This window comes from Micromonospora sp. CPCC 206060, assembly GCF_036906895.1.
Taxonomy (GTDB): Bacteria; Actinomycetota; Actinomycetes; order Mycobacteriales; family Micromonosporaceae; genus Micromonospora.
Genome location: NZ_JBAKHU010000039.1, coordinates 23614 through 40518 on the forward strand (window position 1 = coordinate 23614; position 16905 = coordinate 40518).

The 16905-nt window shown below is 69.4% G+C and carries 15 protein-coding genes and 1 pseudogene; 4 read left to right on the forward strand and 12 right to left on the reverse strand.

The features are described from left to right. Nucleotide 1 precedes the first annotated feature (1 nt). The 3 genes from V6U90_RS22015 to V6U90_RS22025 are packed head-to-tail and all read left to right on the forward strand — an operon-like array spanning nucleotide 2 to nucleotide 4790. Nucleotides 2–1360 carry a class I SAM-dependent methyltransferase gene (locus V6U90_RS22015; RefSeq protein ID WP_334439875.1) on the forward strand — a complete coding sequence of 453 codons (1359 nt, stop codon included), beginning with the start codon at nucleotides 2–4 and terminating at the stop codon, nucleotides 1358–1360. After that, nucleotides 1357–2784 (forward strand): class I SAM-dependent methyltransferase, encoded by a 1428-nt coding sequence (locus tag V6U90_RS22020; protein ID WP_334439783.1) that lies wholly within the window; start codon nucleotides 1357–1359, stop codon nucleotides 2782–2784. The genes V6U90_RS22015 and V6U90_RS22020 overlap by 4 nt, the downstream gene beginning before the upstream one ends. Next, complete coding sequence (locus tag V6U90_RS22025) at nucleotides 2781–4790, forward strand: condensation domain-containing protein (RefSeq protein WP_334439785.1); 2010 nt, start codon at nucleotides 2781–2783, stop codon at nucleotides 4788–4790. Before V6U90_RS22020 ends, V6U90_RS22025 begins: the two co-directional genes overlap by 4 nt. A 165-nt stretch (nucleotides 4791–4955) precedes the next feature. On the opposite strand, the gene V6U90_RS22030 is transcribed toward V6U90_RS22025, so the two are convergent. Beyond that, nucleotides 4956–5876, reverse strand: coding sequence for an NAD(P)/FAD-dependent oxidoreductase (locus V6U90_RS22030; RefSeq protein ID WP_334439787.1), 921 nt, complete (start codon nucleotides 5874–5876; stop codon nucleotides 4956–4958). Nucleotides 5877–5977: 101 nt separating this feature from the next. On the opposite strand from V6U90_RS22030, the gene V6U90_RS22035 reads away from it, so the two are divergent. Further along, complete coding sequence (locus V6U90_RS22035) at nucleotides 5978–7081, forward strand: saccharopine dehydrogenase NADP-binding domain-containing protein (protein ID WP_334439791.1); 1104 nt, start codon at nucleotides 5978–5980, stop codon at nucleotides 7079–7081. 236 nt (nucleotides 7082–7317) lie between these two features. Here V6U90_RS22035 and V6U90_RS22040 read toward each other — a convergent pair whose 3' ends face one another. From V6U90_RS22040 to V6U90_RS22090, 11 genes and pseudogenes are all read right to left on the reverse strand, one after another. Continuing rightward, nucleotides 7318–7653, reverse strand: coding sequence for a hypothetical protein (locus V6U90_RS22040; RefSeq protein WP_334439794.1), 336 nt, complete (start codon nucleotides 7651–7653; stop codon nucleotides 7318–7320). 147 nt (nucleotides 7654–7800) lie between these two features. Next, the gene (locus V6U90_RS22045; RefSeq protein WP_334439797.1) at nucleotides 7801–8241 is read right to left on the reverse strand and encodes a hypothetical protein; all 441 of its coding nucleotides are present in this window, start codon (nucleotides 8239–8241) and stop codon (nucleotides 7801–7803) included. 327 nt (nucleotides 8242–8568) lie between these two features. After that, nucleotides 8569–8796: a hypothetical protein gene (locus V6U90_RS22050; protein ID WP_334439799.1), complete on the reverse strand. Its 228-nt coding sequence runs from the start codon at nucleotides 8794–8796 to the stop codon at nucleotides 8569–8571. A gap of 414 nt (nucleotides 8797–9210) precedes the next feature. Then, entirely contained in the window at nucleotides 9211–9966 is a 756-nt protein-coding gene (locus V6U90_RS22055) for a response regulator transcription factor (RefSeq protein WP_334439802.1), read from the reverse strand. A gap of 240 nt (nucleotides 9967–10206) precedes the next feature. Beyond that, on the reverse strand, nucleotides 10207–11085 hold the full coding sequence (gene pstB / locus V6U90_RS22060; protein ID WP_334439805.1) for a phosphate ABC transporter ATP-binding protein PstB: 879 nt from the start codon (nucleotides 11083–11085) through the stop codon (nucleotides 10207–10209). A 51-nt stretch (nucleotides 11086–11136) separates the two neighbouring features. Beyond that, a complete protein-coding gene (gene pstA / locus V6U90_RS22065; RefSeq protein WP_334439808.1) occupies nucleotides 11137–12057 on the reverse strand; it encodes a phosphate ABC transporter permease PstA in 921 nt (306 codons plus the stop codon). Beyond that, complete coding sequence (gene pstC / locus V6U90_RS22070; RefSeq protein WP_334439810.1) at nucleotides 12054–13001, reverse strand: phosphate ABC transporter permease subunit PstC; 948 nt, start codon at nucleotides 12999–13001, stop codon at nucleotides 12054–12056. The genes pstA and pstC overlap by 4 nt, the downstream gene beginning before the upstream one ends. Nucleotide 13002: 1 nt before the next feature. Further along, entirely contained in the window at nucleotides 13003–13971 is a 969-nt protein-coding gene (locus V6U90_RS22075) for a PstS family phosphate ABC transporter substrate-binding protein (protein ID WP_334439812.1), read from the reverse strand. A gap of 193 nt (nucleotides 13972–14164) precedes the next feature. Continuing rightward, nucleotides 14165–14809, reverse strand: coding sequence for a phosphate signaling complex protein PhoU (gene phoU / locus V6U90_RS22080; RefSeq protein ID WP_334439814.1), 645 nt, complete (start codon nucleotides 14807–14809; stop codon nucleotides 14165–14167). A 370-nt stretch (nucleotides 14810–15179) separates the two neighbouring features. Next, nucleotides 15180–16511: pseudogene (locus tag V6U90_RS22085) on the reverse strand (AMP-dependent synthetase/ligase); the annotation flags it as partial. Between the two features lie 64 nt (nucleotides 16512–16575). After that, entirely contained in the window at nucleotides 16576–16788 is a 213-nt protein-coding gene (locus tag V6U90_RS22090; protein ID WP_334439816.1) for a hypothetical protein, read from the reverse strand. Nucleotides 16789–16905 lie beyond the last annotated feature (117 nt).

Genomic DNA, 16905 nt, shown 5'->3' on the forward strand with positions numbered 1-16905 from the left:
GATGGTGGCCCACATCGCCGAGCACCCATGGGTCGCCGGCGCACGTGCCACACCGGACGGCGCCATCGTCGTATGGCCGGATCCCGCCGCCACCGTGTCCGGCCCGCAACCCGGGCCGCTGGTGCGGGAGCATCTCGACCACTGGGCCGAGGTCTACGACTGGGTGTACCAGGACGCCGTCGGACGGCACTCGGACGACCTGGACCTGTCCGGCTGGCGGGCCTCGGACACCGGTCTCCCCCTGCCCGTCGAGCACATGCGGGACTGGCTGGCCCGTACCGTCGGCCTGGTTCTGGCCCAGCGGCCGCAACGCGTGCTGGAGATCGGCTGCGGCACCGGCCTGCTCGCACACCGCCTGCACCCGCACCTGCGCGGTTACGTGGGCACGGACGTAGCGCCCGCCGCGGTGCAGCGGCTCGGGCGCGCGGGCCTGCCCCGTACCACGTTCGTCCAGGCCGCCGCGCACGAGACCGCAGCCGCCACGGTACGGGCGGCCATGGACGGCGTCTTCGGCCCGGACGTGGCCCCGGACTGCGTGCTGCTGAACTCCGTCACCCAGTGCTTTCCCGGACTGGACTATCTGGCCGAGGTACTGCGTCAGGCACTGGCCACGGTCGCCGACGGCGGCACCGTGATCGTCGGCGACATCCGGCACAGCGGTCTGCTGACCGAGCACTTCACCTGGCTGGAGCGGGCCCGCGATCCGGGTGGCGGTGAGAGCGACCTCGAGGCACGGGTACGGGCGGCGATCGCGGCGGACGAGGAGCTGTCGTTCTCCCCCCGCGCCGTCGCCCCCGTGCTGGCGGCACAGGACCGGCCGGTACGGGTGAGCCTGCACGCGCGCACGATGGCGGACGACACGGAGCTGACCAGGTACCGCTATGACCTGGTCCTGCACGTCGGTCCCGGGTCGTCGGGCGTGGCGGCACCGGTCCGGACGATCCACTGGTCGGAGCAGCTCGGCTCGGACGTGGCCGCGACGCTACCGGCGGTGTTGGCCGATCGGCCGGTCATCGTGTCCGGTATCCCGAACGCGCTGCTGCACCACGCCCCGGCGGCGGTCACGCCGTACGCCCTGCGTCAGGCGGTACACGGGCTGGACGCGGCGGTGCTGCTGGACGCGTCCGACCCACGACTGTTGGCCGTCGCCGCACCCGCCGCATGCGGGGTCCTGACCGTGGCAGTACTGTCCGACGTCGGCCGCGCGACCGGGCCGGATGCCCACGAGCCGCTCGCCGGCTTCGTCCGCCGCAGGCTGCCCGAGGTACTGCGTGACCACCTGCGGCGGCAGGCGCCGGGCACCAGGCCGCCCAGGATCGTCGTCGTCGACGCCGACTCCGCCGATCGGGGAACGCGGTGAGCGGCCCGCCGGTCGACGCCCTGTCGGATCTGCCCGGCGTGGACGCCTGGCAGTGGGTTCCCGGACCCGGGCCGGCCGCCTTGCTGGTCGCCGGCCCCGCGACCGGCACCACCGTGCGGGCGAATCCGGACGTGGAACAGGCGTTCGCCGTTGCGGGGGCGGCGGCGTCCGCCGCCGGGGACGCGGCCATGGCCGGTGCCGACCTGTCCTCCCTCCCCCGGCTGACCCGGCTGTTGGACGAGGTCGCCCTGCTCACGATGGCCCGGGTGCTCCACCGGGCGCGGCTCTTCCGCGACGGAATGGCGCACGACGCGGCACAGGTGCTGGATGTGCTGGGCGTCGTCCCGCGCCACGCCTGGATCGTGCGCCGGTGGCTGGCCACGCTGGTCGCCGAGGGACGTCTCGGGTACGACGCGCGGACCGGCCGGTACCGCGATCTCGTCGCGCCGGACCGCGTCGGGTACGCCCGCGCCCGGCGGGAACTGGACGAGGCGCGCCGCGGTCTGGGCTATCCCCCGTCGATGACCCGGTTCTTCCTGGCCACGGCCGACCGGCTGCCGGCCCTGCTGCGGGACGAGACCGGGGTGCAGGCGCTGCTGTTCCCGGACGGTGCCACCGACACAGCCGAGGGAAACTACCGGGACAACCTGCCCAGCCGATGGGCCAACCACGCAGCGGCGATGATCGTCGGCGGCTCGCGGCACGCACGGTCGGAGGGTCCGCTGCGGATCCTGGAGGTGGGTGCCGGGATCGGGGCGACCACCCGGTCCGTCCTCGACGCACTGGCCGACACCGAGATCGACTACCTGTTCACCGACGTGTCGCGCTTCTTCCTCATCTCGGCGCGGACACTCCTCGGCGACCGGCCGGGGCTGCGGTTCGGCCTGTTCGACGTCAATCTGCCGCCGGCCGGTCCGGGCTTCACGCCCGGGTCCCGGGATGTCATCCTGGCCGCGAACGTCCTGCACAACGCCCGCCACGTCGGCCGGGCCCTGGCTGCGCTGCGGGAGCTGCTCTGCCCCGGCGGGCTGCTGGTACTCGTCGAGTCCTGCCGCGAGCACTACCAGGCGCTCACCTCCATGTACCTGCTCATGTCACCCTCCGCCGACGAACAGCGGTGGTTCACCGACCTGCGGGCCGGACAGGACCGGGTGTTCCTCAGCGCGGCGGAGTGGGCCGACCAGTTGGACGCGGCCGGATTCGATCCGCTGCCGGTCCTGCCCGGGGACGATCACCCGCTGGCCGACGGGGGTCAGCGGGTGATCGCCGGCCGGGTCCGGTCCGGCATCCCACGTCCGGATCCGGCGCTCGTCGCGGCGACGCTCGCGGCCAGGCTGCCGCCGGCCGATCGTCCCGAACGGGTCCACGCCGTGGACCGCGTCATTCCCGCCCCGTTCACCGCCACGATGGGAGAACCCCGTTGACCGATTCCGCCGGCATCAACGCGCCGACCGAACTCATCGACGCCGTACGCGGCGTCTGGGCCGACGTCCTGGACCTCGACGTGTCCTCCGTACCGGCCGACGCCAGCTTCCTCAGCCTCGGTGGCGACTCCGTCCTGACCGTACGGATGGCAGCGCTGGTCCGGCAACGGCTCGGTGCGGCCCTGGCCCTGGCCGACGTCCGCGTCGAGCACAGCGCGGCCCGGCTGGCCACCCTCATCCACGAGCGTGGTACCGGCACGGGTGCGCTGCGCCCACTGCCGCTGGAGTTGAAGCGCCGGGACGATCCCGAGGCCCCCTTCCCGCTCCTCCCGCTCCAGCAGGGCTACTTCGTCGGTCAGCAGGACGGGTGGGAGCTGTCCTACCGGTCAGCTCACCACTACGTGGACATCGGTCTGGAGGGGATCGACCCCGACGAGATCGCCGAGGCGTTACAGGACGCGCTGGAGCGGCTCGCCGAGCACCAGTCGGTACTGCGCGCGCGAATCCTGCCCGACGGACGGCAGCGGATCCTGCCGCTGGACGACCCGGAAGCCCTGCCGGTGCTGCGGGTGACCGACCTCAGCACGGCGGGCGCGGACGAGATCCCCGCAACGTTGGCGGCGATCCGACACGAGATGAGCACCAACGGTCCCGACCCGACCCGGGGGTGTGGTCTGGACATGCGGCTGACCCTGCTGCCGGGGGCGACGGCACGGTTGCATTCCTCGACCAGCCTGATGATCATTGACGGCTGGTCGTCCGGGGTGTTCTACCGGGACCTGTTCGCTCTGGTCGCCGACCAGAACGCGATGCTCGCCCCGCTGGACGTCGACTTCGGCGACTACGCCGTGGCCCTGGACGGGTTGTCCGGGACCGACCAGTGGCGGGCCGACCGCGACTGGTGGTGGGAGCGCCTCGACGACCTTCCGCTCCCCCCGGCCCTGCCCCTGGCCGCCGACCCGGCGGACGTCCGTCCGGTCCTGATGGGCGCGCGGCAGGCCGTCCTCGACGCGGACCGGTGGGCCACGCTGCGCGGACACTGCGCCCGGCACGGCGTCACCCCGTCCGCCGCCATGTTCGCCGTGTTCTCCACCGCCCTGACCCGGGCCTGCGGACACCGGCGGTTCCTGCTCAACACCCTGCAACTGAACCGCCTTCCGCTGCACCCGGACGTACCCCGGCTCGTCGGCGCCTTCTCCTCCACCATGCTCGTACCGGTGGAACTGCCCGAGTCCGCGACCTTCTCCGACCTCGCGATCCGCGCCCAACGGGACATCGGGGAAGCCATGGCGCACAACCTGGTGACCGGGGTGGAGGTGTCCCGTGAGCTGGGCCGCCGCCGCAACACCCGGCGCCCGGTGGCTCCGGTGGTCTTTCAGAGCACCCTGGGAGTCGACGCCGCCCTCGGCAGTGAGGTACCCCGTACCGCCGGGCCGTTGGGCACCATCGACCTGTCCAGCCACTACCAGCAGCTGCGGACACCGCAGGTGGCGCTCGAGGTCCGGCTGTTCGAGCTGCGCGACGAACTGGTGGTGGTGTTCTCCCTGGTCGAGGAGATCTTCGAAGCCGCGGACGTGGATCGGATGTTCGAGGACGTGATGACCGCCATCGAGTCCCTGGTCGACCAGGACGGCTGGTCGGTGCCGATCACTCTTCCGGAGCACTTGGACGCCCCCGAGCAGACGCGGTCGGCCGCCCGTCTGTCCGTGCCGACCGCACCGACCACGACGGTCGACGAGCCGGGGCCACCGAGCGACGACCTCGAACGGACGATCGCCCGCCACTGGGCGGCGCTGCTCGGAAGTCCGGTGTCGGACCGGGCTGCGGACTTCTTCGGTCTCGGTGGGGATTCACTGCTCGCGGTGCGGATGCTCGGTGCCCTCGCCCGGGAGGAGGTCGGACGGGTGACCCCACGTCGTTTCCTCGAACATCCGACCGTGGCGGGACTGGCCACCGCCGTCCGCGAGACGGCCGGGTCCGCCACCAGCGGCGACGGCGGATCGTGACGGGGGCGTGGGCGGGGCGATCGCCCCGCCCACGGTTCCCACCGACCAGGCGCCTCAGCATGATCCAGATATCCATGGTGCGACCGTGGTCGAAGCTCGTAGCGGTCGGCGAGGAAGTCGGCGTCTGCCCACCCCGCGTGCCATCCACCCCGGGTCCGCCGCCGGTCAGCCGGCCAGCCCGGCGTCCTCGCGGAACAGCTCCTGGTCCAGCCAGACCGCGGCACGCGCGCCGTCGGCCGCGCCGGTGACGACGAACGTCAGCGCGTCGGGCAGGGCAGCCAGGCGGGCGGTGTCCCCGGCCGCGTACACACCTGGGACGGAGGTTCGTTGGAACTCGTCGACGCGTACGCAGCCGTCCGGCAGCAGCTCACACCCGAGCTGCTCGGCCAGGGCGGAGTGCTGGCGGGTGGGCGCCCGGTGGTAGACGGCCTGCCGTTCGAGCACCGCGCCGTCGGTGAAGACCAGACGCAGGCCACCCTCCTCCCCTTCGATCCGGGCAACGGGCGCCTCGCGTACGGAGATGCCGGCGGCGGTGAGCCGGCCTGCGGCCGGTTCGGGGACGGGGTGCCCGTTCGTGCAGACGACGACGTCGTCGCTGAACCGGTCGGCGACGTACAGCGCCTGCATGACCTGCGGCAGTTCATGCCCGAGAACGGCGAGGGTCATGCCCCGGGTCTCCCAGCCGTGGCAGAACGGGCAATGGAAGACGCCCCGCCCGAACCGTTCGGCAAGCCCGTCGACGGAGTCCGTGAGGTCGACCTGCCCCGTTGCCAGCACCAGCTTGCGGGACTGGTGGGTCTGACCGTCGGCCAGCGTCACGGCGAACCCTCCGTCGGTGGGCGTAACTCCGTCGACCCGGCCCTCCCGCCACTCCACGCTCGGGTAGACCGACAGCTCGTCCCTGCCCAGCTTGCGCAGCTCAGCCGGGGAGAAGCCGTCCCGGCTGAGGAACATGTGCATCTCGGCCGCCGGCGCGTTGCGCGGGCTACCACTGTCCACAAGCAGCACCCGCCGGCGCTGTCGGCCCGATACCAGAGCGGCGTTGAGCCCGGCCGGCCCTCCGCCCACCACGATCACGTCGTACACGGCATCCTCCTTGCCGGCAACGCCGGCACTCACCATCCAAACGAAAATGACAATAGTTATCATTCGGCGAGGTAGCCAGTGTCCAACGAAGGGGCCACACGATGAGCGACACCACGACGATCGGCATCCTCGGGGGCTACGGAGCCGTGGGCAGCGCGGTGGCGCGCCGCTTGCACCGGAGCGGAGCCGGCCCCCTCCTGATCGCCGGCCGCGATCGCACGCAGGCCGAGAAACTCGTTCACGCACTAGGTACGGGCGACGTCGCCGCCGAACCCGTGACGGTCGACCTCGACGACCCGACCGCGCTCGACCGGTTCGCAGCCCGGTGCCGCCTCCTCGTCAATTGCGCCGGCCCGTCGTACCAGGTTCTCGACACGGTCGCCCGGGCGGCGCTGCGCAACGGCACCGACTACGTCGACGCCGCCGGGGACGATCCCGTGTTCCTGCGGCTGCACACCGGCGACGGCGCACACGAGTGGCATGCGGCCGGGCGGACAGCCCTGCTGTCCGCCGGAGCCCTCCCCGGCCTGTCCGGACTCCTACCACGTCACCTGGCCCACACTGTCGGGCAGGCAACCCGAATCGACGCCTACCTCGGCGGAGTCGCATCCCTCACCCCGGCCGCAGCCGGGGACGTGCTGCTCAGTCGCGGGCCCGAGCACGGCACACCCGGCGCCAGCTGGCGAGACGGCGCTGTGCGTGAACGGAGCCTCGCACCCCGACGCGGCCTGTCACTCGCCGCCTTTCCCCGGCCGGTGGACGCCTTTCCCTTCCTGTCCACCGAGGCCACCCGGCTCGCTCGCGCGCTCGCGCTCAGGCAGGTGAACTGGTACACCGCGTTCGGAGGCGACCGGCTCCCGGAGCAGTTGGCCCTGTCCTGGGCGTTGGGAGACACGGACACCTCAGACCTGATCAGCGCGGCGGCCGAGGACGTACGGCGACACGGCTCGTGGTACAGCCAGGAGTTCCACATCTGGGATGGAGACGACGCCGGCCCGCCGGCTGCTGTCCTGTCGCTGGTCGGCGACGACTCCTACGAACTCAGTGGATTCGTGGCGGCAGCAGCGGCGATCGCGGTACTCGCGGGCGAGTTGCCCTCGGGAGTTCACTTCGCGGCCGATGCGCTCGATCCCACCAAGATCTTCCAGACACTCTCGACCGACCCGGCCGCAAAGATCATTCTCGGCGGACCGGCGGCCGGGTAGCGGTCGATTCTGCGGGGCTTCTGTGCGCCAGCGGACGTGGCGTTTGGGTTCGTGCGACCTGCACACAAAGGAGGTCATATCGGCGCTGGCGAAGGTGTACTCCCTCAGCCCCATCCCGGCGCCGGACCATCCGCCAGCCGGGCCGGCGAGATGCCGCATGGTGACGATCTCGGTGCGTTCAGCTGCCGATAGCGCCACCGGTGCGCGCCGGGAGCGCAGATACAGCCTCAGCCACCTCATCGGGCGCTCCCGGCGAGCAGTCCATCGAGATCTTCGCAGGCCGGGGCGGCGCGGCGCACCTCTGCTGCCCGCTTCACCGCTTCCGGCTCGGGCAGGCGTCGCAAGCCCGCCCACAACGTGACGGCCCGGGTGTTGATCTCGGTCGGCTCGTCGGCAGACTCGGCCACCGGCTCGCGGCCCATGAGCCAGTAGCCGGCCGCACGCGCCACCGACGGGTTCCCGCCGCCCTCGCAGCGGTGGCTGCCGGCGCCCGCCGCATCCACCACCTGGGGAATGGTGGCGGCTTTGTTCGCGAGGTGGCCGTGCCGGTCGACCCGGATGGAGATCAACACGGTGTCCGCCCGCCACGGCGGTGACGTATCGTCGGCAAAGGCTACGAATGCCCCAAGCTGGACGCTGTTACAGCTTCGCCGACGACCAGTTGTGGGGTGTGCTCTGCCGCCGCAAAGGTGCTGATCACAGCCGGCCGGCCGGGGCGGTCAGCCGCCCGGCCGGGACGGTGGCCGCGCGTGGTTGCCGAAGGGATTCGGGCCTGCCGGATTGGGCGCATTCCTGGGTGGTCGGGAGAAGCTAACCTTGACCACTGCCTCGATGGCGTCTCTGCGTTTGCTGGTTGCTGGGATGGTCACGTAGGCATGGACGTCGGGCCCTCGCAGGACGATCCACCACCCGCGCTCCGAGAGGGACCACTCGGCTACCCGCAGAGCCTCGTCTTCCGGGAAATCGTCTATCTCGGCCTGTGCCACCCGTTCTCGCAGAGCCCTCCGCGCGATCTGGACCGCCTGAGGCTGACTGAGGATCTTGAAACTGTTACGGCCAAGTAGACGCGAGACAGCGGTTTTGAGCAGGTCGTAGGCCGCGTTGCCCAGCACACCGGCGCTGACCGCTCCACCCACCCAGACCACCGCTGTCGTCAGCACCCCCGGCGTATCCCCGACACCGCAGGGCACGGCATCGCGGGGATCCGGGGGAAAAGGAGGCGGAACGACATCGGCGGGCTCGGCGAAACGGGGAGCAGGGTACGGAACGTATGGAGGAGTCGGATACGGACCTTCGTCAGGCAGCGGGGGGATGCTGCTACTCATAAGCAAAGGCTACTGTAGCGGCGCCGATCCGAAACCAATGGGCAACGACGTTCGTTTCGGTTAGAGCATGTCTCAGCCACGCGTGGCAGGCCGCGAATGTGCCGGTCACGCCGTAGTCGGTGCCAGGGTGGCACGGGTTCACCCAAGGAACACCAGAGACGGTCACAAGGGGTCGGCAGTGGAGAGGTGAGCGGTATGAAAGGCGGTTGGCGCGCGCACCCGGACGCCATCGACGATCGGACGGATCTTCTCCCTGTCGAGCCCGGCCGCGTCGTAGGCCTTGGCGCCATCTGCGATCTGAGGCCGCAGCGCCTCGACGAAGCGGAATCGCAGAGCTACTCCGTGAGTGAGTTCGTCACGCTGGAAGATGGCCGGCGCGTGATCCTGCACAAGGATCGCGGCTTCACCATCGGCTGGAGATCAGCCGGCGACCCACGTTCTGGTGCTGTCCCGGCCGGCGAGACTCGGGACAGCCCACCCAGAACGTGTTGAACGTCGTGCTTCCCGACGACGAGGACTGCACCGATGACCGCCCTTGGTCGTGGCTGGCCGACCTCGCTCGGGCCCGCAGCCTGAATGTGACCGCGGAAGACCTGCGAGGCCTTCCGTACGAGGTGGTCCTCACCGACAAGGTGACCCGATGGCTTGCCCTAGCTGAAGCTCGAACTGCGTCCAGCCACGATGTGAACGACCCAGTGCAGTGAGTAGATTCAGCCTGGCCGGCCCGCCGGGGGCTTGCAGCGAAACCAACTGCAACTGCGCCGCCAGGGCCATGGGGCCACCGCCGAATCCAAGGTACCGAATTCATGGCGTCGTCGTTGTCACCACGGCTACGGATGGCGGCGGTACGAGCCGGTAGCCGATACCGCGCACCGTCACGATGATCGGTGGCTGGTCCCGGTCGAGGGTGAGGCGCCTTCGTAGCCGTTTGATGTGCACGGTCAAGGTGTTTGACGTGTCACGCAACGAGCCGTTCCATACCGCTGATAGTAGTTGTTCGCGGGTCACGGCGCGTTCGGCATGAGCCATGAGGAAGTAAAGAAGCTTGAACTCCTTCATCGGCAGAGCCACTGTGGTACCGCCAAGCCTGACCTCGAAGGTCGCCGGATCCGCCCGTAGCGTACCCAACTCGATGGGGGGATCGAGTGCGCCGGCGGTTTCTGGTCGGATCGCCCGCAGGATGGGCACGACCTCCTCGATCCGGTACGGACGGCGTACGCAGGCGGTTGCTCCGGCCTTCAGCGCGGCTACGGCTACCGCTCCGTCGTCATCGCCCACGCCGACCACGGTCGGGATGCCTGCCCGTTCGGCGAGCAGACGTACCAGCTCGGTGCTGCTCATGGTGACCAACCCGGCGGCCACCACGGCGGCGTCCGGCTGGAGTGCGCCTGCCCCGAGCAGCGCCTCCGCAGCGTGTGGGAAGTGGTGTCCCCGTACCCGGTGGTCCGCAAGCTGGCCGACGAGTTCCGCGCCGACGGTCTCGTCATCGTCCACGATGAGCAGCACGAAGCGACCGCTTGATCGATAGTCCCCCATGGCGATCTCGGCGAGGTTTTTCATCGGCACCGGCTCCGGTTCAGGATCAGGCCCTCAGCACCGGCTTCCGGCGGGTGAGGATGCAGTGCGTGCAGGACACCATGCTGTCGGCATGGTGGCGACATCTTGGCCGACGGCACTGCTGGGGGGCCGGTCGTAGACCGCTTCCGATGAAACTCCGCACCATCGGCGAAGTCCCGCCGGAAGCGGGTCACGTTGCCTGCACCGTGGCATGACGACCATGGCCACCAGCTGCCCGCGCACTCAGCCGAAGCGGCCCGTGATGTAGTCCTCGGTGCGCTTGTCGGCGGGGTTGGTGAACAGCCTGCTTGTCTGGCTGAACTCCACCAGCCGGCCGTGCCGCTCCTGCTTCTGGTCCACCTCTGCGGTAAAGAACGCAGTGTGGTGGCTGACCCGAGCTGCCTGCTGCATGTTGTGGGTGACGATGACGATGGTGTAGTCCCTCGCCAGCTCGAACATCAGATCTTCGATCTTCGCCGTCGCGATCGGGTCGAGGGCCGAGCACGGCTCATCCATCAGGATGATCTCAGGCTTGACAGCGATCGTCCGTGCGATGCACAGCCGTTGCTGCTGGCCACCGGACAGCGACAGACCGCTGCTCTTGAGCTTGTCCTTCACCTCGTCCCACAACGCGGCATCCCGCAGGGCCTTCTCCACCAGATCGTCCATGTTGGCGACCTTCATGCCGGTCACCCGAGGGCCGTAGGCCACGTTGTCGTAGATCGACTTCGGAAAGGGATTCGGCTTCTGGAAGACCATGCCGATCCGCCGTCGTACCTCGATCGGGTCCACGTCCCGGGCGTACAGGTCCTGGCCGTGGTAGGTGACCGAGCCGGCGACCCTGGCACCGGGAATCAGGTCGTTCATCCGGTTGAGCGAACGCAGGATCGTCGACTTGCCGCACCCGGACGGGCCGATCATCGCGGTGATCTGCTTCTCCTGGATCGGCATCGACGTGTCCCGCACGGCCTCGTAGGCACCGTAGTAGACGCTGACGCCAGACAGCTCCATGACCGGCACGGCCGACGTGGTCAGACTGCCGGCGATGTCGTTGTTACCCACGGCGGAGATGCTGACCGCCGGACGGCTGGTGGTGGTGCTGGGCTGGTTCACTGTGGTCACCTCTGCTTGTTCTTCGGACGGCGGTATCGCGGCTGAGTTGTCATGGCTTCGTCACCAGCGCTTCTCGAACCGGTTCCGCACGAAGATCGCGATGGAGTTCATGACGAGCACGATGCCGAGCAGCAGGACGATCGCGCCGGCGGCGAGCTCGGTGTACTCCGCCTGGGATCGGGTGATGAAGGTGTAGATCTGGATCGGCAGGGCGGTGTAGGCGCTGTCCAGTCCGTCCGGGTTGAAGGTGATGAAAGTGACCGCACCGAGAACGATCAGTGGTGCGGCCTCACCGATCGCCCGCGACAGGGCCAGGATCGAGCCGGTGGCGATGCCGGGCACCGCGGACGGCAGGACCTGCCGGGACACGGTCTGCCACTTCGTGGCACCGAGGGCATAGGACGCCTGCCGGATCGACTGGGGCACCGCCCGGATGGCCTCCCGGGTGGCGATGATGACCACCGGCAGCACCAGCAGCGACAGCACGATCGCGGCGGTGATCACCGTGAAGCCAAGACCGAGCGCACGGGCGATAATGCCCAGGCCGAGGATGCCGAAGATGATCGACGGCACGCCGGCCAGGTTCTGGATGTTGAGTTCCAGCAGCCGGTTGTACCAGCGGGTGTTGTCGGCGTACTCCTCCAGGTAGATCGCACTGAGGATGCCGATCGGCAGGGCGATGACCGCCACCAACGCGATGATCCACAGGGTGCCGACCAGAGCTGACTGGACACCGGCGCTGTCGAGGCGACTGACCAGCCCGGTTGGCATCTCGGTCCACAGCCGCGAATCCAGCCGGTTCCAGCCCTTGACAAGCACCCAGCCCAACAGGGCTGTCAGCACGCCGAAGGCGATGAGCAGACACGCCTGCATGGCGAGGCGGAAAGCCACCTCGCCTGGCCGGCTACGTCGTTGGGTCAGCGCACTGCCCGGCGAGGGTGTTCCCGGCCGGGCGCTGGGGGTGATCGTCGGTGCGCTCACTCGTAGACCTCTCTGAAGCGGCGGACCATCCGGATCGACAGTGCGTTGAGCGCGAACGTGATCAGGAACAGCAACGCACCGACCGCGAACACGGAGTCGTAGTCGAGCGAGCCGACCGGGATGTCACCGGAGGAGATGTTGGCGATGAAGGCGGTCATCGTGGCCGCGCCCTCGAGCGGGTCGACGGTGACCTTGTCCGAAACGAGACCACCGGCAATGGTGACGATCATCGTCTCGCCGACGGCGCGGGAAACGCCGAGGACCACTGCGGCGACGATGCCGGAGATGGCGGCAGGCACCACCACCCGGGTCGACACCTGCATCTTTGTCGACGCCAGGGCGTACGCGCCCTCCCGGAGACTGCGCGGCACCGAGGCCATCGAGTCCTCGGAGATGCTGGCGATCGTCGGCACGATCATGATGCCCATGGCGATACCGGCGATGAGCAGGTTCTGGAAGCCGGGCTTGCGCTCGCCGGGCCAGATCTGCTGGAGCAGCGGGTTGAGCGCGAACAACGCCACGAAGCCGTACACCACCGTCGGCACACCAGCGAGCAGTTCGACGATCGGCTTGAGCATCCTGCGGGTACGGGGTCTGGCGTACTCGGAGAGGTAGACCGCCGAGCCGAGACCGATCGGAAGCGCGATGGCGATCGCGATGACGGTCACCACGAGCGTCGCGGCGACCAGCGGCAGCACCCCGTACGCCTTCTGGGCGAAGGTGGGCGTCCAACTGGTGCCGGTGAGGAACTCGACAATGCTCACCGTCTGGAAGAACTCGACGGTCGGCTCGACCAGCGCGACGATGATACCGATCGTGGTGGCGATCGACACCAGCGCGGCGGCGACAAGCAGCACCTTCACGGTGCTGTCCACGGGGCGGCGCCGGCCCCGCCGCAGGGTGCTACCTGCGGCGGAGCCGGCGCTCGGGGTGCTGGTGGTCACGTCAGGCCGCGGCCTTCAGCGCGTCGAACTCGGTCTTCAGCGTGGCCTTCTGCTGCTCGGTCAGCGGGACGTACTTCGCCTCCTTGACGATGTCGTCGATCCGCTCGATGTAGAAGGTGACGAAGTCGGCAACCTGCGGCTTCTTGACCGCCGCGTCGCTGACGTAGATGAACAGCGGCCGGGACAGCGGCTTGTAGGTGTTGTCCTGCGCGGTCTTCAGGCTCGGCTCGACGCAGCCGGCACCGCCGTCGACCTTGAGGGCCTTCAGCTTGTCGGCGTTCTCCTCGAAGTAGGTGAAGCCGAAGTAGCCGAGACCGCCCTTGGTGCCGGAGACACCCTGCACGGTGACGTTGTCGTTCTCCGAGGCGGTGTAGTCGGTGCGACTGGCACCTTCCTCACCGTTGATCTCGGCCGTGAAGTAGTCGAAAGTGCCCGAGTCGGTACCCGCACCAAAGAGCTTCAGCGGCTCGTTCGGGAACTTCGGGTCGACCTGGTTCCAGTTGCTGACCTTGGAGTTGGGCTCCCAGATCTTCTTGAGCTGGTCGACGGTGAGGCAGTCGGCCCAGGTGTTGTCCTTGCTGACCACGACGGTGAGAGCGTCGTTGGCGACGATCAGCTCCTTGTACTTGATCCCGGCCGCCTCACAGGCCGCCTTCTCCTTGTCCTTGATCGGACGGGAGGCGTCGGAGACGTCGGTCTCGCCCTTGCAGAACTTCTCGAAGCCACCGCCGGTACCCGAAGTCGCGACCGACACGTTGACCCCGCTCTGGCCACCCTCCTTGTAGAAGGTGGCGGCCGCCTCGCTCAGCGGAGCGACCGTGCTGGAACCGTCGACCTTGACTTGGCCGGAGAGCTTCTCCCCGCCTTCGGCAGCGGTGTCGTTCTCAGCGTTATTGCTGCAGCCGGTAAGCGCGAGCGCGGCGAGCGCGACGCCGGCGAGGACGCGCCGCGAAAGCACGTTGCGGTTCACCAGGTAAGCCTCTCTATCGGGGTGCATCAGCCCGTCCGGGCCGTACGAGAGTCAACGTAGAAGGGCCAGGTAGCCGGCCGACCGGGCGCAGGTGAACGAAAAGTGAACTCCCCGGCGGAAGAGATGGCCCAGCGCAGCAGGAGTGTGACATTCCGGTGGAGGAATGCCCGGATGTCCGAAGAGAGAACACCTACTACAGGCGGATGTCACCTGTCACGAGGTAGACGACCTGCCGAGCGACGTTGACCGCATGGTCGGCGTAACGCTCGTAGTACCGGCCCACGAGGGCAAGGTCGATCGCCGACTCGACACCGTAGGGCCAGCCGGAGACGAGCAGGGACAGCAGACGGGCCTGGGCTGCGTCGACCTCGTCGTCGTCGAGCCCCAGCTGGGTGGCGTCAAGCTGGTCGCGGGTCGCCAGGACGACCGTTGCCTTGTCCGCGATCCGAGCCGCAGCCACCGCCATGTCGGTCACCACCTCGGATGCGGCCGGTGGTACGACGGTGATCGGGTATCGCATCAATGCGACCTTCGCGATGTGTACCGCCAGGTCCCCCATCCGCTCCAGGTCACCGGCGATCCGCATGGCACAGAGCACCAGGCGCAGATCGGATGCCACCGGCTGATGACGGACCAGCAGCAACGGAACCATCGCCTCGACCTTGGCGCGCAGCCCGTCGAGCACGGCATCACCGCGCAGCACCGACTCCCCCGCGTCCCGGTCGATGTCGAGCAGCGCCGCGCTGGCGCCCCGGATCGCCGTTGCGGCGTCCCTGCTCATTGTCGCCAGCAACCCGGTGAGCTGATCGAGTCGCTCATCGCGGCGGTCCCGGGTCATGGCGTCCCTTTCGTCACTCCAGACCGACCCGGGTGGCCGCGAGCCGGCTGGGAAACCAGCGACGGTCCACCCTCGCTCGCCACAATTGCCGGACCAGTCATGAACAGCAACGTACCCGGTCCGGTCCGACGCGACAGGACTGGCGCAGCCGCCGTCCTGATGCACCGACGCTGATCTGCGCACCGCTGCCGGCCGTCGCGTTGGCCAGCGGTGCCGCGTCGATGATGTTGCTGGCGCGGCACCCGCGGTCGGGTCGGGCACGCCGGCCCCTGGTCGGTGTGGGCGATGATGTCGCGACGGGTGTCGTCCGCCAGGGCGTTGGTCTCCGGATCCGCCGCCGGCACCAGGCCAAGGCGAAAGCCTATGGTGTCGCATGGGTGGCGTCGGCGTTGTTCCAGTAGCCGGGAAACACGACATCGCCGTGAGCCTGGACCTCCCCGTCGTCGGCGACGCGGATCTGCACGCCGGGCAGGGGTCGGCCGACGGTGCCGATGCGCTGTGCGTCGGGCAGGTTCACCGTCAGCGCTGGCGAGGTCTCGGTCAGGCCATAACCTTCCAGCACCGCGATGCCCGCGCCGCGGAAGAAGTGTCCGAGCCGCGCGCCGAGCGGAGCCCCACCGACGATCGCCGTCCGGCACCGCCCGCCCAGGGCCGCACGAAGCTTCCGGTAGGCCACCACATCGAGCAGGCTGTGGGCCAGCCGCAGCAGCCCGCCTGGTCCGCGTGAACTGTCGAGGGCGCGGCTGTAGCGCACCGCTACCTGCTCGGCGGCGGTGAACAGCCATCCACGGTGGGCGTCGTCGGCCTTCTGCCGGGCCCGGTTGTGCATCTTCTCGAACACCCGCGGGACCGCCAGAATGAACGTCGGTCGATGCTGGCGCAGCTGGTCGAGCACCCCGGCGATGTCGGCGCTGTGCACCATCGTCGCGCGGGTCTGCACCACGCCGACCTGGATCAGCCGGGCGAACGCGTGCGCCAACGGCAGGAACAACACCGTCGACGCCCCCGGATGCAGCAGCTGCGGCAGCACCGACACCGAGCTGGCCACATCGCAGGCGATGTTGCGGTGGGTCAGCACGCAGCCCTTCGGCCGGCCGGTCGTGCCGCTGGTGTAGACAACGGTGGCCACGTCAGTGCCGCTCACCCGCCGCCGGCGCGCGGCGACCTCGTCATCGGCGACTGACCGACCCCGCCCCGCCACCGCGATCAGCCCGCCAGCGTCGATCTGCCACATCTCCCGCAATGCCGGCACGCGCTCGCGCAGGCCGGTGACGGTCGCCGCGTGTCCGGCGGTCTCCACCACGCAGCCGACCGCACCGGAGTCAGCGAGAATCCACTCGATTTGGTCCGGGCTGGCGGTGTCGTAGATCGGCACCGTCACCGCGCCGACCGCCCACAGCGCGTAGTCGACCAGGGTCCACTCGTAGCGGGTACGACTGACCAGCGTAACCCGGTCGCCATGCTCGATACCGGCGGCGGTGAAACCGCGGGCAAGCGCGTACACGTCGTCGCGGAACGCCGCGCAGCTCACCAGCGAGGCGCCGCCACGCCGGGCCCGGTGAGCGGGCCAGGACCGCGGATCCGGATCAGGGCGTACGAACTGCACCGCCTCCGGGTCCTGCCGGGCGTTGTCCCACACCACCTCGGCCAGGCCCGGCATGCGCTCCTCGGTAAGCGCCGGCTCGACCGCCACGTCCTGCACGCCCGCATCCCCGATCCCACCTGCCGTGAGGGAACCTCCTCCCCGTGCAGCCATGATGGCGCCGTCAGCTGCGGTGGCGACGGAGTTCCCGTGGATGCCCCTCGACCGGGTGCACCCAGCCGGCCACCGTGTGGGTGCGATCGCGGGATTCGATGAGGAGACTGCCGAGGATCGCCGCGGCCAGGACCACCACGACTCCCAGGTTGACCGCCACCGGCGGGCGGCCCAGCGGTGTCTCCAAGGCCAACAACGCCATGCCCGCGAACACCAGCAGCACCCAGCGCAGGCCAGGCGGGACAAGGCGGTGATCCTGTGGCTGGACCAGACCGGGCTGCGCTCTGACGCGGCGGTGGGGTCGGGCCGCTGGACATCGTCCGGGCCATACGCCGGTTCT